At 35.0% G+C, this 19,299-nt stretch carries 18 protein-coding genes and 1 tRNA gene; 7 read left to right on the top strand and 12 right to left on the bottom strand.

The window, feature by feature from the left end:
• The first annotated feature begins 3 nt into the window (after positions 1-3).
• From tsaD to RM51_RS14540, 3 genes are read left to right on the top strand one after another with little or no spacing between them, the layout of a single operon-like run.
• Positions 4-1,020, top strand: a complete 1,017-nt coding sequence (tsaD, locus tag RM51_RS14550) for a tRNA (adenosine(37)-N6)-threonylcarbamoyltransferase complex transferase subunit TsaD (protein ID WP_039371053.1) — start codon at positions 4-6, stop codon at positions 1,018-1,020.
• Positions 1,020-1,430 carry a hypothetical protein gene (locus RM51_RS14545; protein WP_039371051.1) on the top strand — a complete coding sequence of 137 codons (411 nt, stop codon included), beginning with the start codon at positions 1,020-1,022 and terminating at the stop codon, positions 1,428-1,430. The genes tsaD and RM51_RS14545 overlap by 1 nt, the downstream gene beginning before the upstream one ends.
• Positions 1,431-1,450: 20 nt before the next feature.
• Positions 1,451-2,146, top strand: coding sequence for an RsmE family RNA methyltransferase (locus RM51_RS14540; RefSeq protein WP_039371049.1), 696 nt, complete (start codon positions 1,451-1,453; stop codon positions 2,144-2,146).
• Here the strand turns inward: RM51_RS14540 and RM51_RS14535 are convergent.
• Both RM51_RS14535 and RM51_RS14530 read right to left on the bottom strand, forming a co-directional pair.
• The gene (locus tag RM51_RS14535; protein WP_039371046.1) at positions 2,143-2,676 is read right to left on the bottom strand and encodes a hypothetical protein; all 534 of its coding nucleotides are present in this window, start codon (positions 2,674-2,676) and stop codon (positions 2,143-2,145) included. The two genes, RM51_RS14540 and RM51_RS14535, sit on opposite strands and share 4 nt — an antisense overlap.
• 27 nt (positions 2,677-2,703) lie before the next feature.
• Positions 2,704-3,375: a TrmH family RNA methyltransferase gene (locus tag RM51_RS14530; protein ID WP_039371043.1), complete on the bottom strand. Its 672-nt coding sequence runs from the start codon at positions 3,373-3,375 to the stop codon at positions 2,704-2,706.
• 78 nt (positions 3,376-3,453) lie between these two features.
• On the opposite strand from RM51_RS14530, the gene RM51_RS14525 reads away from it, so the two are divergent.
• Positions 3,454-4,479 (top strand): asparaginase, encoded by a 1,026-nt coding sequence (locus RM51_RS14525; RefSeq protein ID WP_039371040.1) that lies wholly within the window; start codon positions 3,454-3,456, stop codon positions 4,477-4,479.
• A 45-nt stretch (positions 4,480-4,524) separates the two neighbouring features.
• Positions 4,525-4,611 (top strand) — tRNA-Ser (locus RM51_RS14520).
• A gap of 88 nt (positions 4,612-4,699) precedes the next feature.
• On the opposite strand, the gene RM51_RS14515 is transcribed toward RM51_RS14520, so the two are convergent.
• The 6 genes from RM51_RS14515 to RM51_RS14490 form a co-directional block, all read right to left on the bottom strand.
• Positions 4,700-5,389 carry a hypothetical protein gene (locus RM51_RS14515; protein ID WP_039371038.1) on the bottom strand — a complete coding sequence of 230 codons (690 nt, stop codon included), beginning with the start codon at positions 5,387-5,389 and terminating at the stop codon, positions 4,700-4,702.
• Positions 5,390-5,480: 91 nt separating this feature from the next.
• Positions 5,481-7,013: a M20/M25/M40 family metallo-hydrolase gene (locus tag RM51_RS14510; protein WP_039371036.1), complete on the bottom strand. Its 1,533-nt coding sequence runs from the start codon at positions 7,011-7,013 to the stop codon at positions 5,481-5,483.
• 228 nt (positions 7,014-7,241) lie between these two features.
• Entirely contained in the window at positions 7,242-8,684 is a 1,443-nt protein-coding gene (locus tag RM51_RS14505; protein WP_039371122.1) for a TolC family protein, read from the bottom strand.
• Complete coding sequence (locus tag RM51_RS14500) at positions 8,671-11,865, bottom strand: efflux RND transporter permease subunit (RefSeq protein ID WP_039371033.1); 3,195 nt, start codon at positions 11,863-11,865, stop codon at positions 8,671-8,673. The genes RM51_RS14505 and RM51_RS14500 overlap by 14 nt, the downstream gene beginning before the upstream one ends.
• Before the next feature lie 20 nt (positions 11,866-11,885).
• Positions 11,886-12,968, bottom strand: a complete 1,083-nt coding sequence (locus tag RM51_RS14495; RefSeq protein WP_039371030.1) for an efflux RND transporter periplasmic adaptor subunit — start codon at positions 12,966-12,968, stop codon at positions 11,886-11,888.
• A gap of 152 nt (positions 12,969-13,120) precedes the next feature.
• Positions 13,121-13,513 (bottom strand): hypothetical protein, encoded by a 393-nt coding sequence (locus RM51_RS14490; RefSeq protein WP_039371027.1) that lies wholly within the window; start codon positions 13,511-13,513, stop codon positions 13,121-13,123.
• Between the two features lie 381 nt (positions 13,514-13,894).
• On the opposite strand from RM51_RS14490, the gene RM51_RS14485 reads away from it, so the two are divergent.
• Together RM51_RS14485 and RM51_RS14480 are read left to right on the top strand one after the other, a co-directional pair.
• On the top strand, positions 13,895-14,290 hold the full coding sequence (locus RM51_RS14485; RefSeq protein WP_039371024.1) for a hypothetical protein: 396 nt from the start codon (positions 13,895-13,897) through the stop codon (positions 14,288-14,290).
• A gap of 41 nt (positions 14,291-14,331) precedes the next feature.
• Positions 14,332-14,766 (top strand): META domain-containing protein, encoded by a 435-nt coding sequence (locus tag RM51_RS14480; RefSeq protein ID WP_052248517.1) that lies wholly within the window; start codon positions 14,332-14,334, stop codon positions 14,764-14,766.
• Positions 14,767-14,825: 59 nt separating this feature from the next.
• On the opposite strand, the gene RM51_RS14475 is transcribed toward RM51_RS14480, so the two are convergent.
• From RM51_RS14475 to porL, 4 genes are all read right to left on the bottom strand, one after another.
• Positions 14,826-15,860, bottom strand: a complete 1,035-nt coding sequence (locus tag RM51_RS14475) for an NAD(P)/FAD-dependent oxidoreductase (protein ID WP_039371020.1) — start codon at positions 15,858-15,860, stop codon at positions 14,826-14,828.
• Positions 15,861-15,997: 137 nt separating this feature from the next.
• Positions 15,998-16,936, bottom strand: coding sequence for a type IX secretion system ring subunit PorN/GldN (porN, locus tag RM51_RS14470; RefSeq protein WP_039371017.1), 939 nt, complete (start codon positions 16,934-16,936; stop codon positions 15,998-16,000).
• 22 nt (positions 16,937-16,958) lie between these two features.
• Positions 16,959-18,551: a type IX secretion system motor protein PorM/GldM gene (porM, locus tag RM51_RS14465; RefSeq protein WP_039371015.1), complete on the bottom strand. Its 1,593-nt coding sequence runs from the start codon at positions 18,549-18,551 to the stop codon at positions 16,959-16,961.
• Between the two features lie 52 nt (positions 18,552-18,603).
• The gene (gene porL / locus RM51_RS14460; protein ID WP_039371011.1) at positions 18,604-19,296 is read right to left on the bottom strand and encodes a type IX secretion system motor protein PorL/GldL; all 693 of its coding nucleotides are present in this window, start codon (positions 19,294-19,296) and stop codon (positions 18,604-18,606) included.
• Between the last annotated feature and the right edge of the window lie 3 nt (positions 19,297-19,299).

Below are 19,299 nucleotides of genomic sequence, written 5' to 3'. Positions count from 1 at the left end.
ATTATGAGCGACTCTATAATTTTAGGTATCGAATCGTCTTGTGACGATACTTCAGCAGCTATTATCAAAGGAAATGCTATTCTTTCTAATATCGCCGCTAATCAGGCAATTCATAAAGAATATGGTGGTGTGGTTCCTGAATTGGCTTCAAGAGCACATCAGCAAAACATTATTCCTGTTGTTGAAAAATCCTTACTCAAAGCAAATATACAACAAAATGCAATCTCTGCCATAGGCTTTACACGTGGTCCCGGACTTTTGGGTTCGCTTCTTGTAGGTACATCTTTTGCCAAGTCATTGGCTATGAGTTTAGATGTTCCTTTAATTGAGGTAAACCACCTTCAGGCACACATTTTAGCACATTTCATTGAGGATGCAAATCCTATGCCGCCCAAATTTCCTTTCTTATGTCTTACCGTAAGTGGAGGTCATACAATGATCGTTTTGGTGAAAGATTATTTTGAGATGGAAATCATTGGAAAAACCATTGACGATGCTGCGGGGGAAGCTTTTGATAAAATCGGAAAAATATTTGATCTGGATTATCCTGCAGGTTCTATTATTGACCGATTGGCAAAAGAGGGAAATCCTGATTCTTTTAAATTTAATAAACCTAAGCTGGAGAATTACGATTATTCATTCAGCGGAATTAAAACTTCAGTATTATATTTCATCCAAAAAGAGGTAAAAAAAGATCCTGATTTTATTAAAAACAACCTTAATGATTTATGCGCTTCTGTTCAGAAATCCATCATTGAAATTTTGATGAACAAACTGGAAAAAGCGGCACTAGACTTAAATATAAAAGAAGTGGCAATTGCCGGTGGAGTTTCTGCCAATTCAGCTTTAAGAAAAGTGATGCAGGACAATCATGAAAAACTAGGCTGGAATATCTATATCCCAAAATTTGAATATACAACAGACAACGCTGCAATGATTGCCATGGTAGCTCAGCTGAAATTTGAAAGAGGTGAATTTACTGATCTAAGAACAACAGCGACGGCGAAATACGATTTATAATGAAGATATTATTAGAAGAAAAAGTACTGGGAACGCATTCTAAAAAAAACTCAAAATATTATTGGGTTTTAGAAACCGTTACAGGAAAAAATGAAGTCGTTGCCCAAACTGAAGACGATGATTATTTAATGGTGAGTTCAGAAATTGGATATATTCAAAATATTAAGGAAGAGGTTTTAGAAAAAATAAATTCGGAGAATGTTTTCAGCTTTGCTTATGAGCCGAAAGAAGGAGATTATTTATCCATCAAAAATAATTTAAGAAAAAATGAATATCTGAACATGATTTTCATGAACAATAATTGGGTTGAAGAAATTTACATGTGTTCTTACAGAGACTGCGAAGGTGATATTTATACTACGATAAAAACCGGAGTTGCATTTTTGAGCGAGAATGAGATCTTTTTTTAAGAAATAATACACTTTTTTCTATGAAACTTTTTTTTGGAGAGATAAATAACGGAAAAGCAATCATCAATGAGGAAGAACAGCAGCATATTGTAAAGGTTCTTCGTATGAAAAACGGTGAAGATATTCATGTAACGGACGGAAACGGAAATCTTGCCTCTGGAAAACTGATCATTGAAGGAAAAAAAGCAAACATTGAAGTTTCTGAAATCAAAGGAAACCTTCCTGATTTCAACCCAAAACTTCATATTGCGATTGCTCCTACCAAAAACATTGACCGCATTGAGTTTTTTGTAGAAAAAGCTGTAGAAATGGGAATTTCCGAAATTAGTATTCTGCAAACCGAAAAAACCGAGCGTAAAAACATCAATATAGATAAGCTGCGAAAACAGGCTATTGCTGCCTCAAAACAAAGTTTACGTTTTCATTTTCCTGTCATTAATGATTCAATAAAGATTTCGGATTTCCTAAAAAAAATCAATCCTGAAAATACTTTTGTAGCCCATTGTCACGAAAATCTTGAAAGAACTCATCTTAAAGAGATTCCACATCTGGAAAGTATCACTTTTTTAATTGGTCCTGAAGGAGACTTTTCTGAAAAAGAAATTTCATTTTTAGCAGACAATAAAATACAAGCTGTTTCGCTAGGAAACCAAAGGTTAAGAACAGAAACTGCCGGACTTTTTGTAGCGGCATGGAACTACAATAAAATGATCTAACTTTTCTCTTTAAATCTTTTGATAGGCATTGTCAACCCGATCTGAAGTGTATTAATTGGAAAATTTTCAGCTTTTAACAATCTGAAATTATATCCAACGGTAAGCTTTCCACCACTTCCACCGAATCCTAAATAAGGCATAGCCCTTGGAATAACTTTCTGAAAATTGGTCTGAAACTGAACTTCAGCTCCCATAGAAATTCCGGCACTTGAACTAACACCAATTTTAGGTGCCATAAAAAAACCATGTCTGTTATTAATAATAAAATCACTTCCTGCATAATAAACTTTTGCGGCTCCGTGATTTCCACCGTAATCGATTATTCTCCCCACTACCAATTCAATGATGTGCATTTGTGAAGCTCTGAAAGTCTCTGTATTGTCTTTGGCATCACCCGCATAGTGATATCCAACCAATATTGCAGGAGTAATCGTTGTTTTGTACCTTCTGTGGGATAATGTATCAAATTTCAGTTGTGAAAATAAACATCCTGAAAAAAACAGAAACAAAAGAGGGAATAATCTTGTCATGCACATTTTTACTTTCAACTATAACTTTTAAAAGTTAATATTATTATCCTTTAAATATTTTTCAAAAATCTGATTTCCACTTCTCATTGAATTGACCGCCCAAAGAATTTTCATCCTTAGTAATTTTTCTTCATTAAGCTTATAATCTATTCCGGACTTCATCAGTTTTTGTTTTAATTCGTACAAACAGATGGAAGCTGCTACAGAAACATTAAAACTTCTGGTAAAACCATACATCGGAATAGCCAACGTTTCATCCGCTAAGTCTAAAATTTCCTGCGAAACACCTTCCATCTCAGTTCCGAAAATCAAAGCCATAGGTTCTGTGATTTCATATTCAGGTAAAAATTTAGCATTCTTTTCTAACGATACTGCCACCATTTTATACCCTCTGTCTTTTATCTTTTGGAAAGACTCCATATTTCGGGGGAGTTTTTCTACTTCCACCCAGGTATCCGCACCTTTAGTCACTCTTAGATTGGGTTCAAAATTATGTTCTTCCTGTAATGCAACTACTTTATGAAAAGCGCAAGCTTCCGTAGATCGAACAATTGCAGCAGCATTTCTAAACTGATAAACATCTTCTAAAACCGGCAGTACAAAATCTGAACTTTCAGGAGCAAAATGCTCAATTTTTTTTAATCTTTCTTCCGTTAAAAACTGTTTGAGGTACTCGTATGTTTTTACTAAATCTTCCATTCATTTTCAAATCTTTGCAAATTAACGTAATTTTGAGGAATGAACCCGACAATGGTCTAAATTCTTAATAAAAGTTACATGAAACGAAAAGTCCTGCTAATATATACCGGTGGAACCATTGGTATGGAAAAAGACTATGAAACAGGAAGTCTCCGCGCTTTCGACTTCGGAAATATTTTTGAAAAAATGCCGGAAATGAAATTGATGGAATGCGAAGTTTCTCTTCACCCTTTCAAAGAGCCACTGGATTCATCAGATATGGGACCGAAAGAATGGAGAATGATTGCCAATTATATCCGTGAAAATTATAACGAATATGATGGTTTTCTGGTTCTTCACGGAACTGATACGATGTCTTATACTGCCTCTGCACTGAGTTTCATGTTAAAAGGGTTACGAAAACCTGTTATTTTTACGGGATCACAACTTCCTATCGGGGATTTAAGAACTGATGCCAAAGAAAATCTTCTGACCAGTTTATATTATGCCAGTTTGTATGAAAATAATGAAGCCGTAATTCAGGAAGTTGCCATTTATTTTGAATATAAATTACTTCGAGGAAACAGAACCTTAAAATATTCTGCCGAGTTTTTTGATGCCTATTCAAGTCCAAACTACCCTATTTTAGGACAATCCGGGGTACACCTGAATATTATTAAAGACAATCTTTACCGCTGTGATCCCAGCATAGAATTTCATGTGGATGAACATATTTCCGAAGATATTTTATTCTGGAGAATTTTTCCGGGAATGCATCTGAGTCATTTTAAAGAAATTCCAAGAATGAAAGTATTGATTCTTCAGGTTTTTGGATCCGGAACTATTTTCAACAACGAAAAAACACAAGAAACACTACAGGAAATCCGAAACAACGGAACGGAGATCGTAGTGGTAAGTCAGTGTATTTCCGGAGGAATTTCGTTTGGAAAATATGAAAACAGTAATATTTTTTCAAGGATAGGAGCAATAAGCGGTAAAGATATGACTGCTGAATGTGCAATCACAAAAGCAATGCACCTCATCGATAATCCTTCTTACCAAGGAAACTTTGCTAAAAACTTCACCCAAAGTCTTTGTGGAGAAATTTCTGAGGAATCCCATTAATAATTTGCAGATTCAATAAATTACTCTATTTTTGCAATCTGAAAAAGAGAGGTGTCCGAGTGGTTGAAGGAGCTACCCTGGAAAGGTAGTATGCGGGTAACTGTATCGAGGGTTCGAATCCCTTCCTCTCTGCAAAAAAAATCCTGATCAATTGATCAGGATTTTTTCGTTTGAAAAATTTCAAACTATAATTTAGTTATATGAATGTGTGGTATAAAAATTAATTACAGATTGTTAAAAACTGGTGGCTCATCTGCACTTTAAATTTAGCTTCAGATTTTAATTTTGAATACATCATATACTCAAAAGCCTGAACATCTTTTAATTTCTGATCGATAAATTCTGCGATCTGAACTACCGAGAAAATAAAATTTCTATATACTTCAATATTTACAGTTCTTCCATAGGTTGGAAGATAAGCTTTCAAAAAAGGGAGGGTTTGCTGATGTAGATTATAATTCACGCAAAATCCGGCACCTTCTCTGGAAGTAATAATTTGATAATCATTCATAAAATCTAGAACATTTCCCTCCGTTTTATTTTTAGAAAAATGCCTGTTTATTTTATCCAAAATATGCTGAGCATACTCCATCATGGTAATTGTTTTCCACTCGAATTCATGATTGATTCCTTTTAAGATCTGAGTTTTTTTGTCATTTTCACAGCCTGTACAAAAGGAAAGTCCTATAATTTCTCGATAAGGGAAAAAGCAATCCTTAATCTGAATGGTCGCATCTGCCTGAAGTTTGTCATTCGCAAAATTATAGTACAAATAAGGACTGTAAACATCGGCAAGAGCTTTCAGATAATCAATTTCACTTGCAGTACTATATTTTTCAAACCATTTTTCTAAATCGTCGTAATAATGGTTTTCAAATTCATTAAAAGTTAAATACAATGGCAGTTTCATAGCTTTTGTTATTTTGATACTACAAAACTATTCTGCTAACACGACAAAACTTGACGTATTAAAATGAACCAAAAAAAATATTTGACAATTCTTATTGATCGTAGTTTTTCATAATGAATTCAAAGTAATGAATCATTCTAAGATAGTTCTCAATGCTGATATATTCATTAGTACTGTGAATGCTCTGTTGTTCAAAACGATTGATTTTAATTGGCATAAAGCGGTAAATATGATCACTCACGATCTGATATTTATATGCGTCTGTTCCTCCCACAGTAAGGTAAGGAGTAACTATCGCTTCAGGATAAATTTGCTTTACACCCTCCTGAATTATTTTATAAGCGCGGTTATTGGTAGGCGAAACCGCAGAAGCCTCCCTAGTATTGTCAATTTCTTCTACTTCCACATCAAAACCTTCGGTAGCCTTTGCAATATGTTCTTTAACGTCTTTAACGGTATTCCCCGGAAGTAACCTAAAGTTAACCACAAATTCCACTTCGGGAGAAAGAACATTAGTTCCGTCACTTCCTTTCATCATGGTAAGCGCTGTCGTAGTTCTTACCAAAGCATTTGTGGTATTATTTTTTGTAAGTTGAGAAAACAACATGGGTTTAAGCAGCCATGTATTCGCAATCGCCATTTGATTTAAAAAAGGCATTCTTCCTCCCACATTTTTAAAGAATTCTTCCATAGAAGGAGTAATGATCGGTTGCATCTGATTTTTTTCAAGTCGCTGCATGATAATTGCAGCTTTGCCAATAGCACTTTCTGTTGGCGGCATAGAAGAGTGACCACCTAATCCTTTTACTTTTATTTTTGCTGAAAGAAAGCCTTTTTCTGCACATCCAACAACTGCAACATCATTATCAATTCCGGCAACATTTCCTTTTTCCAAAATAAGACCTCCTTCATCATAAACGGCTTCAAATTTTAGTCCCAGTTTTTTAAAATGTTCAGCAATTTGAGTCGCTCCCTTCTTCCCTCCCACTTCTTCATCAAAACCAAAAGCCAGATAAATATCCCGTTCGGGTTGTATTTTATTTTCAATAATCGCATTTGCTGATTCCATTAAGGAGAAAAGCATTCCTTTCATATCTATCGCTCCTCTCCCATAGATTTTCCCGTTTGCTACTGCTCCGGAAAACGGACCATATTCCCAATCTTCCGCCACTTTTGAAATTCTCAGCGTTGGTTTATCATTAAATTGATTTATATTTTCATTCTTGTTCGTAACTTCTGCATCACCTGGCGGAACTACATCAATATGGGATAAGAATAAAATAGGAGCTAAAGAACTATTTTTTCCTTTTATTTTAAAAACCAATGCATAGGTATTGATTTCATAGTTTTCAGTATTTTGATATACTAAAGGATAAGATTCTTTTAAATAAGTTTTAAATTTTTCAAACGGAGCAAAATCAAAATCACCTAATTCGCCCGTAGAAACTGTAGGAATTTTTATCCCTCCTGACAAACGCTGAACCGCAGAATCATTACGGACAATATCCCAAGCTTTCCCAGTAGAAACCTCATTTTTTTTAAATGGATAAGTGAGGGTTCTTATTATGAGAAAAATAATTAAAAGTAAGATGACAGCTAAGCATATTAAAAGTATTTTTTTCATAGTAATTGAGTTTGGTAATCAAATATACTAAACGCTTTTAACAATTCGCCCACGCCAATCAACAAAAACATCATTAGTTTACAATGATTTACATTCATTTTCCTTCATTTTTCTCTATTGTTTTCTTTTCATCCACAGGCTCTTTAAGAAAAATTCTACTGACTGTAAAAATAAAAAGGAGACCGTCAAGATGACGATCTCCCAAAATAAAACATTAAGGATTTACAATTACTTCCAGCCTCCGCCTAAGCTCTTATAAATATCCACAACTGTACTCAGCTGTTTTTCTTTCGCTTCTACCAGTTCCATTTTTGCATCCAATGCATCTCTTTGGTTCAAAAGAACTTCTAAATAATCTGCTCTTGAATTTCTAAATAACTGATTTGCAATATCGATTGATTGTTCCAACGATTTTGTTTCCTGTGCTTTCAACTGATAATATTGGTCTATATTTTTCACTTTAGACATCAGATTAGCCACATCTAAATAAGCATTCAAAATCGTTTTATCATATTCATATAAAGCCTGAATCTGTCTTGCATCCGCAGTCTGAAAGTTCGCTTTAATCGCACTTTTGTTAATCAGCGGTCCTGCTAATTCGCCTGCTAAATTATAAGCAATAGATTCCGGCATTTTCACTAAGTAAGAAGGCTTAAACGCTTCTAATCCCAATGTTGCTGAGATTTCCAATGAAGGATAAAACTCTTTTCTCGCTGCTTCTACATCTAGTTTTGATGATTTCAATTCCAATTCTGCTTGTTTGATATCAGGACGGTTCGCCAATAATTGAGACGGAATTCCTGTATATACCGTTTGCGGAATAGTGGTCATAAAATCTTCTTTTGTTCTTACAATCGGTTGTGGATAACGACCGCACAGAGCATTAATCTGATTCTCTTTTTCTGTAATTTCCTGACGGATTGTGTATTCTGTTGCTTTAGATTTTGCTAATTCGGCTTCAAATTTTTTCACCGCCAATTCAGTTGTTGCCGCAGCTTCTTTCTGAATTTTTGAAATTTCTAACGCCTTTTGCTGAAGCTTAATATACTGCTGGATAATATCCAATTGATTATCTAAAGCCAGCAATTCGTAATAATTATCCGCAACTTCTTCAATTAAGTTTGAAAGAACAAAATTCTTTCCTTCAACTGTTGAAAGATAATGAGCAACTGCCGCTTCTTTCTCTGTTCTTAATTTTTTCCAGATGTCGATTTCCCAGTTCGCCATTAAACCACCTTCGAAGTTCCCAAGCGGATCAGGCATTTCTTTTCCTGGCTCTATTTCCGTAGTTGCATCACCTGCTCCTTCACTGGTGTAGCGTCCTGCTTTTTTCAATCCTGCTCCAATTCCGGCAGTAACTGTAGGGGTCAATTTTCCTTTTTTCGCTAATACTCCACTTTTTGCAATTTCAATCTCTTGTAAAGTGATCATAAGCTCCTGATTGTTCTTTAATGATGTTTCAATTAAAGTAACCAGATTCGGATCCGTGAAGAATTGTCTCCAAGGTGTTGTTCCGCTGTTATTATTAGCGTCTCCCTGATCTTCCTGATTAAAATTCTGAGGCACATTTTCTTTTACCTCGTCTTTTATAACGGTCGCCATTGGCGCCTTACAACTTGTTAAAACAAGCGATAAGGCGATGGCTGCTATATATTTATTATAAATCTTCATGTTTGTCATCGTGTTGATACGGTTCTGTTTGTTCTGTTAAAGGATTTTCCTCTTCATATTTCGACAATCTCGACTTGTCAGCAATTGTTCCGAAAATGTAGTACAATCCAGGAATAATCATCAATCCGAAAATAGTTCCGATCAACATTCCTCCTGCTGCTGCTGTACCGATCGTTCGGTTACCAATTGCTCCCGGTCCGGTTGCCATTACCAAAGGAATCAAACCAGCAATGAATGCAAATGATGTCATCAAAATCGGACGGAAACGGATTGCCGCTCCTTCAATCGCAGCTTTTGCTACAGGAATTCCTTCCTCAGCCTTCTTCTGCACGGCAAATTCTACAATCAACACGGCGTTTTTACCTAATAGACCGATCAACATGACCATCGCTACCTGAGCATAAATATTGTTTTCTAATCCTAATAATTTCAAGCATAAAAACGCTCCGAAAATACCTGTTGGTAAGGATAAAATTACCGGTAACGGAAGAATGAAACTTTCATACTGTGCTGCAAGAATTAAATAAACGAATCCTAAACACACTAAGAAAATAAACACTGCTTCGTTTCCACGGCTTACCTCGTCTTTAGAAATCCCTGCCCAGTCGATACCGAAACCTCTTGGTAATGTTTTATCTGCTACTTCTTTAATGGCTGCAATCGCCTGTCCGGAACTATATCCCGGTGCAGGAGTTCCACTTACCTCGGCAGAATTGTACATATTATGTCTCGTGATTTCCGATAAACCATACACTTTTTCCAAATGCATAAAGTCTGAGTATGGAACCATTTGATCTTTATCGTTTTTCACGTATAATTTCAATAGATCTGACGGTAATGCACGATATTGAGGACCTGCCTGAACAATTACTTTATAAGGTCTGTCAAAACGAATGAAACTCGTCTCGTAATTCGAACCAATTAAGGTTGATAAATTATCCATCGCATTCTCAATTGTCACTCCTTTTTGCTCAGCAAGATCATTATCCACTCTCAACATATATTGAGGGAAACTCGCAGAATAGAAGGTAAATGCAGAACCCAGTTCAGGACGTTTTTTCAATTCTTTTACGAAATCGTTACTCACCTGTTCCATCTTATGGTAATCTCCACTTCCTGCTTTATCCAACAAACGAAGTTCGAAACCACCTGCAGCACCATACCCAGGAATTGATGGCGGCTGGAAGAATTCTATATTCGCGCCAGGAATATTTTTAGCTTTTTCTTCAAGCTTTTCTATAATTTCCGCAGCAGATTCTTTACGATCTTCCCAACTTTTAAGGTTAATCAAACAGGTACCCGAGTTAGAACCCGTACCTTCTGTCAGGATTTCATAACCTGCCAGTGAAGAAACAGATTGCACCCCGTCAATATCTTCAGATTCTCTTAATAATTCTTTAGCAATCTGATTTGTTCTTTCTAATGTTGAACCCGGAGGAGTCTGAATAATGGCATAAATCATCCCCTGATCTTCTGCAGGAATAAATCCTGAAGGTAAAGAGTTACTTAAAAAGAATGTCGCCGCACAGAATGCCAATAATAATGGTAATGTAAATGCTTTTTTAGTTACTGTTTTATTAAGCATTTTTTCATACTTTCCTGCTCCTTTAGTAAATATTCCATTGAATTTATCTAAGAAAATCGTAATCGGAGTTCTTTTTTTAGCTTTTCCGTGGTTATTTTTTAGGATCAAAGCACATAAAGCCGGGGTCAACGTTAATGCTACTACCCCTGAAAGGATAATCGCAGAAGCCATAGTAATGGAGAACTGACGATAGAAAACCCCAACCGGACCTGACATGAATGCAATTGGAATGAACACGGATGCCATTACCAAAGTGATCGCGATAATTGCCCCACTAATTTCATGCATTGCTTCTTCTGTTGCCTTTAACGGAGATAAATGCTTCTCTTCCATCTTCGCATGTACCGCTTCAATTACCACAATCGCGTCATCGACCACAACCCCAATTGCCATTACAAGGGCAAAAAGTGAGATCATGTTTAGTGTAATTCCAAACGCGGACATCACGGCAAAAGTACCAATCAACGAAACAGGAACTGCGATCGCCGGAATCAATGTTGAACGCCAATCTCCTAAGAAAAGGAATACCACAATTGCCACCAAAATAAAGGCTTCAAATAGCGTATGCACAACTTTTTCCATCGAAGCATCCAAGAATTTGGATACGTCATAACTGATATCATAATGCATTCCTTTCGGAAACGTCGTTTTCTGAAGTTCTGCCATCAAAGTTTTTACATTTTTGATAACGTCACTTGCATTGGAACCGTAAGATTGTTTTACGGTGATTGCAGCAGAAGGTTTACCATTCAATGTAGAGTAAATATCATACATTGAAGATCCGAATTCTACATCTGCAACATCTTTTAATCTGATAAATTCTCCGTCCGGTTTTGCTTTAAGAATAATATTTCCATAGTCTTTTTCATTATTGAAACGACCAGGATATTTTAAAATATATTCAAATGACTGAGATCTTTTTCCTGAGCTCTCCCCTGTTTTTCCGGGAGAAGCTTCCAAACTCTGCGCATTCAACGCCTCCATTACTTCATCTGCTGAAATACTGTACGCTGTTAATCTGTCAGGTTTAAGCCAGATACGCATTGCATATTCTCTTGTTCCTAGGATATCTGCAAAACCAACTCCGCTTACCCTTCTCAATTCAGACATTACGTTGATATCTGCATAGTTGAAAAGGAATTTCTGGTCAGCTTTAGGATCATCACTATACAAGTTAATATACATTAACATGTTAGGTTCTTCACGGGTAATTTTCACCCCTTCACGCACTACCAACGGCGGAAGTTTATTTACAACCGAAGATACACGGTTCTGAACGTTTACTGCTGCTACGTTAGGATCGGTTCCTAAATCGAAAACCACCTGAATAGAAGCTTCCCCGTCGTTTCCGGCATCGGAAGTCATATATTTCATTCCCGGTACCCCATTTAAACCTCTTTCTAACGGAATAACTACGGATTTAATCAACAATTCGTTGTTCGCTCCCGGATATTCTGCGGTGATGTTTACTTTTGGCGGAGAAATAGAAGGGAACTGGGTAACTGGTAGTTTAACCAGGGACAAAATCCCCATAAATACAATAATCAAAGAGATTACGATAGACAGAACAGGTCTGCGAATGAATTTCTTAAACATACTACTTCATTTATAGAGCCTTACTCTGCTTTTAATTTCAATGATTGAAGAACTTTTTTAGGATCCTGGAATTTCGACTGAACTTTTTGATCGTCTTTTACTTTCTGAACTCCTTCCAACAATATTTGATCTCCCGTTGCCAATCCGGAAGCAACCACATATAAATCCGGAAGCTCGTAAGCAACTTTAATATTCTTAGATCTAGCTACTCCATCTTTCCCTACTACAAAAACATATTTCTGATCCTGAATTTCATAGGTTGCTTTCTGAGGAATAATTAAAGCATTTTTAAGCGGTAAAGTCATTCTAACCTTTCCTGTCTCTCCGTTTCTCAATAATTTATCCGGATTTGGGAATTTAGCTCTGAAAGCAATATTTCCGGTTTCGCTGTCAAATTCTCCTTCGATAGTCTGAACTTCACCTTTCTGAGGAAAAATATCTCCGTTTGCCATGACCAAAGCCACCTGATTGCTTCCTCTTGTCGCTACATTTCTTTGGTAATTTAGATATTCAGGTTCTGAAACATTGAAATACGTATACACATCGTTGTTATCAGAAAGAGAAGTCAATAAATCTCCTTCATCAACCAAACTTCCCAATTTCAATGGAATTCTGTCAATAATCCCTGAAAACGGAGCTTTGATATCCGTAAATGATAAATGAATCTGAGCCAATTTAGCTTCTGCATTGGCTGCATCAAGTTTAGCTTTTGCCATTGCTCTTTCGTTTTTAGAAACAATGTTGTTGTTGGCTAATGTACTTGCATTTTTCAGTTCAATCGTAGCCTGAGCAACTTCTGCCTGAGCTTTTAGTAATTCAGCCTGATACAGTTTCGGCATAATTCGGAACAAAGTCTGACCTTGGTGTACAAACTGACCTTCGTCTACAAAGATTTTCTCAAGGAAACCTTTTTCCTGTGCACGAACTTCAATGTTCTTCACAGATCTGATCTGAGCTACAAATTCTTTATCTATCACCGTATCCATTACTACTGGAGAGGTAACCGGATAAACCGTAGCTTCTTCTTTTTCTTCTTTTTTCTTGTTACAACTTGTGAACAATAAAATACTGCTTAGCGCAATGCTTGCGACAACTCTTGTCATCATAATTCTAGAGTTTATATAAATCGTTAATGTTTTAATATGAAAATTTGGTAATGAGAATAGTTACGATGTGCGGATTACCAACCAAAGCACAACGCAGAACATTTCCCGCCTGGAATTAAGACAGAAAAATGCATCGAAAAAGTGAGTTTTTAAATTCTGATAGAACGAATTAGAATGAATCTTTTAACTGTAGAAAGATTGGATAGGAAACCATGAATGTTTGGTTTCGATCTTTTAAAGCTTTTTAGCCCAAAAATATACACCAAGCTAAAAACGCTTGCGAAAACAGCAATAGTCTGTAAAGTATCTGACCATTGAAAATCGTCTTCTGCCAATTCCAGAGAATAAGCATTGTCTACATCATCCGGCGATTGTTGGATAGATAATTTTTCGTAAGTCTGATTGAGACGGTTGGCTCTTTTGGGTAAGTTATGAGAAGAATGAGTATTATAGTCATTTTTCAACGTTCTGACATTCATCTTGCTTTCCACTACGAATAGCAGAAAAAGAGTGGTCAAAAAATATACTATATAATTTCTCATGATTTCAAGGCACAAATGTAGGTTTTAGTTTGGATACATTTAAAAACAATTTCATGACAAATGACATATATTAACAATATTTAACTCTCCTGAAAATATGCTGAATAATAGCCTATAGTTTGTAATTATTTAAAACCACCATAAGAAATAAATTTATTTAAATATGATTTTCAGACACTTAAAACACAAATCATTAAAAAAAAATTCAAAAGCATCATCAATTATAGGAAAATAATAACTCTATAAAGTAATTTCAATACAAAATATTTTACTAATTTTAAATAAACCATATAATTTATATTAATTTAACAGTTTTTATATAAAAAAATTATAACTTTACTTTCCAAATCACACCAATGAAACACGTAAAAATAAATTATTATGAAAAAAAAGGTTCCATTTTTAATCCTCTATATGCTTGGGCTTGCTACAATAGCATGTAAACACTCTACAAAAGAAAACGAAATCGTAGTAGCAAAGGTTCCGACAGAAATAGCCAATGACAGCATTACTAGAGCAGCTTTCGTAGATGATTTCGGCGATCAGATGGAAGTTGTGATCAATCATACTCAAAATACAGCCAAAGTTTTTCTTGAAGGTAAAACTTATGACATAAAAAAAGTTGATGAATTACCTGATTATACTGCTGCTAATGATCAATATCAATATTCTAATATCCGAGGAAATATTACTTTCCTGAAAAAGGATGCAGATATGGTTTTGTTTCATTACAAGAAAGATAAACAAAATGATCCTACAAAAATGGCTTCTTACTAAAGCAAATCACACCAAACTATATCAATCAAAATTTTATTACTATGAAAAATCTACACCATTACATTATCATTTTCGTCTTATCAATATTTCTTTTTTCCTGCAATAGCGCCAAGAAGCAATCATCAACTAATGATATCACAGAAAAAACTTGGAAACTTACTGAAATTAATGGCAAACCTATTCAGCTAAAAAACCCTAAAAACAATCCTTATTTTAAGCTAAACACGAAAGAGATGAGATATGAGGGACATGGAGGATGTAATGGTGTAGGAGGAAGTTTTGAAATAAAACCGGACATCATGCGTATCAAATTCAACCAAGGAATGTCTACCATGATGGCTTGTGAAGATCTTGAAACTGAGCAGTTGTTTACAAAAGCTTTATTAGCTGCTGATAATTATTCTGTAAACGGTAACACTCTTACTCTTAACAGAGCAAGAATGGCTCCTTTAGCAAAATTTGTCCTTAGCAATTAAACACAATTACATATATAAAAAAAATATCGAGTCTTTTTACAGTCTCGATATTTTCTTATTTAATTGGCAAATCTTTCCATACTCACTTCAGCAGGGAGTGGCAATTCATTTTCAATAAAATCATAGAGTACCTTGGAAAAATAACATCCATTGAGGATTCCTCTTGCCCCCAATCCGTTAAATACATACATTTGAGAATGTTCGTTATGCTTTCCAATAATAGGCCTTCTATCTTTCACGGTAGGACGGAATCCAAAATTAACTTCTTTTACTTCAAAATCATACGGATAAATCTCTCCTAATCCTTTTACTAATTGTTCCACCGCAGACTCATCTATATGGCTGTGCAGCTGCTCCCGATCGTAAGTTCCGCCATAGAAATATACATCACCTATCGGAAATAAGAAATGTTTCTTTTTAATGGTAATATTCTGGGATAAAGGTTCAGATAATTTCACTTTGATATGATGACCTTTATTGGCGTTCACAAGAATTTCTGAAAAGAAAGGATTTTCTTTCACTCCCATTCCTTCACAGAAAATGATATTTTCAAACTCAATATCTTTATAAGTAGAATCTATAGTATTAATTTTAGCGTAATCAAATTTTTCTTTGATTAATTGTGATCCATTTTCAAGAAAACCGAATAGACCCGTGAAAAATCCACTCACATCAAGTCTTGCAGATTGATTTACCTTTCCTGTATTAAAATCGTTTTTTACCCCCTCTATGTGATCGAAATTTTTGTCTAAAAAGTTAATAAGCTCTGAGTTTTCAGACTTTTTCTGCCAAAGCTTCTGTTCATTTTCATCATGAAAAATTCTGTGAATAGGAGCATCTATTAAATAATTCTTTCCAGTATACCCCTCAATCTCTTTTAGTGAATCCTTTAAAAAATCTATTTGTTCCTGCGCCTTCCAAAAAGTAGTAAATTTCTTTAAAACAACTGGATTTATAATCCCAGCAGAAACCTGTGAAGCACTCTTTTTCCCTTCAGAAAACATGACAAAGGATTTATTATTTTTAATCAGTTGATGTGCCAAGAATACGCCTGAATATCCGTCTCCAACAATTATATAATCTACTTTTTTCATATAAGAATCTTCATTAATTAAAGGTTATATGCAATCGTCTCCATCGCTAATCTTCTATAATAAGTAATAGAGAATGGATTACAATAAAAAAACCTGAGTAAAAATACTCAGGTTTTTTATATGAATCAAATGAAATATTAATAATTCCACAATTCGTTTTCCATTTCAAGAATCTGTCCTTTGATTCTTTCACTTTCTTCAAGTTGTTCTTCAGCATTTCTAGGAACATAATCTTTAATAGTTCCGTCTCCTAGACCGCTTGATGATTTATAGATTACAGAAGAGAATCTTCTTGCATTAATAACATCATCGAAAGATAAGTCAGCTGATGAGTTCTTTCTATTGAATACATAGTTATTTGCTAAGATATCTCTTGCTTTTGGATAGTATACCCAGAATAAATCAACAAGTTCATCTGCACCTGCCAAAGGTTTACCATCTGGACCAATTCTTCCAATTGCTGATGGATCTGGTCCCATTGCAGCGATACCAAGAGGTCTGTATTTCATCTGACCATCTCTTTTATCAATGAACCACATACCCATAATCTTTAGAACTTTAACTTTATCTGTTGTAGTTCTAATATAGTCTGTGTATTGCTTTTTTTGTTCTTCAGTCGGAGTAACACCAGAGTTGATGATCTCAATAAGTTCTTCATCTACTCTTACACTTTCCAACTTCTTCTTAATCCCTTCAGGAGTTGATTTTGTAGAAAAGTTTTCATCTTCATAAACTTCCTCGATTTTACCTTCTAAAGCCGCATCCAACAAGATTTGATAAAGAGATCTTGTTGTTTTTGAAAGCAACCCATCTGGATTATCATAGTAGAATGGCTGGTTAATCTTATCATTCATATCGATGATTTCCCATACATACATACTTTTTAAGACATCTTTATCGTCTACAAATCCGTACTCTAGTGGTTTTACTTTATTGCTAATAACAGTATCTCCCACTTTTCTCATGTTTTCAGCTCTCATTTGTCTGAATTCTTCTGGAGAAGAAGCATTTAGAATGGTTTGGGATAATGCAAACCCAGAAACCAATACTAAAAGACTGCTAATATATTTTTTCATAATATGATTTTACAAATTAATCTTATTGAACATTAATGATTACTGGTGAAATTTCTTTCAATTTCTGATTACCTAAACCAGTTGCAGTTGCTTGGATGTCATAAATCTGAACTACGTCTCCAGGTCTAAGGTTTTTGATAAGACCTTCCGCAGAAGATAAAGAACTACCTTGAACCATTGTACCTGCTCTTCCTGGTAATTTCAATATAAAGCTATTAACTGTAAATGAAACAGGGAAATCAAAGTCTGGCAACGCTGCTGCAACAACCTGATTAGGAATTGAACCAACAGGCATGTAGTTAACCGCTTTTCCTCTAATTTGTCCTTGAGGTCTAGGAATTCCTTTAATTCTATATTCAAATACTTGAGATACTGTTTTACCATTAGGTTCTCTACCAGATAATGTTAATTTAACAACAGTTCCAGTTTGAGGAATTACATCCCATTTACCGTTTCCTTTACTCTTCACGATAGCACCTCCAGAAGCAGATAATGTAAGTTTAGAATTATCAGCACCTAAGATAGATCCAGATACCGGGTTTTCTAATCCTCTATACATTACATTCATCTTATCTGCAGAAAGCAATAATCCTTTTTCAAGTTTTACTTCTTGTGGACCTGCAATTACGTTATAAGTATGAGTCCATGTGAAAGGTTGAGCTTTTCCACTAGCATCAGTAAGTGTAATAACACCACCAATTTTATGTTCTCCTAATCCTCCTGTGTTTAAAGAAAGGAATCCTTTACCATTTTCCTGTCTACCAACACCACTGATACTGATCTTGTTACTGTTTGAGTAGTTACCTAACATTACAACTGCTTCAGCTTTATTACCAGCAACGATATCAGTAGGAGCAGAAACAATCGCTTCATAACTTGTAAACTTGATACTAGCATCTACTTTTTCTTGTAGCATTAGTGCCAATGCATCAGATTGTACGTTTCTTGCATCATTCTGAATAATCCCTAAGTTAGAAATCGCAGCGATAAGCGGTTGGTGATAGAATTTATTCTGAAACCAAGTTTTTCCGTTTGGCGATTTTCCTTGAGGGTATTCAGCAATTAGAGAAGCATTTGCTCTTTCTACTAATTTCAAAAGCTGAGGGTTACCTCCGAAAGTACTTACGATATAATTTCTTACATCATCTATTTTAGCTTTTAACGCTAAAGCATTTTTTGAAGGGCTGTTCTCATCACCTTCATTAAAGAAATATTCTGTAGTAGCTTCGTTGTTATTCAAAGCTGAAAAGTTCTCGCTGATGTCCATATCTTTTCCATTCTCATCTTTGTCATGGAATTCTGATTGTTTTTTCAACGTTACTTTAACTTCTTCAGCTGCGCTTACCAAACTATTGATCTTATCTCTTAACACTTGATACTGAGACCAAGGTTGTGAATAAGTATCAGGAACTTGCTGAGCTTTAGCTTCTAAAGTTTTTTCAAAAATATCTTTATTTTTTTGCTCTGTTAAAAAGCGGGTCTCATTAAGAGATCTTGTTGAATCATAATACGACCTGATAATCTCTACGTCAATATTTAGGGCCATCATCGCGATGAACACCAAATACATAAGGTTGATCATCTTCTGACGTGGAGTCTGTTTTCCTTTTGCCATTCTCTTTTCTTTTGTTTGATTAAATAATTAAAATTTAGAAATGGTTAAGAAATTAAGACTTCATCGCAGTTAACATACCGCCATAAACTCTATTTAAATTATTTAAATTAGACGTTAAGCCTTGTAATTCTTGGTTGAATTTTTCTGATTGCTCAGCAGATTTTTGCATATCTTCAACATATTTGTTTGCAAATTCTGATTGTCTCTTACCACTTTCTAATTGCATAGCGTATAGAGCATTCATGCTTTCCATATGTTGAGCAGCTTTGTTCAACTGATCATTATATTTATGTGTAGAAGCAGATACGTCAACTGTTTGGTTGATCTGATCTACAGAACTTGAAAATTTATCGATTCCTGTTCTTAATCTGTCAAATAACTGAACGTCAAGTTTTGCATCTTGTAACATTTTATCAAGTTTACCAGAAAGAGAGTTCTCTAATTCAGCTAAATGATTGTTGTTATTTCTAGTCGAAACATTAGAATGTAATGGGTTAGGATTTGCATGCTTATCTAATAATTCAGGATAAACATTTTCCCAAGCATAAGACTCTTCATTTTTCGGTGGATCGAAGGCAAAAATGATGAAGATAATAGCTTCAGTAATAAGTCCTACTGTAAGAGCGATATTACCATTAATAGGTCCCAATGTAATGTGAGTAATTTTAAGCCAAGCTCCAAGAATTACAATTGCAGCACCGAATGAATAAAAGAAATTCATCCAAGCATCTTTAGTCTTAAACATATA

The organism is Chryseobacterium taiwanense, from assembly GCF_000813825.1.
In the GTDB taxonomy this organism is placed as follows: Bacteria; Bacteroidota; Bacteroidia; order Flavobacteriales; family Weeksellaceae; genus Chryseobacterium; species Chryseobacterium taiwanense.
Note: the sequence above shows the minus strand (reverse complement) of the source record. Positions and strands in the feature narration are given on the sequence as shown.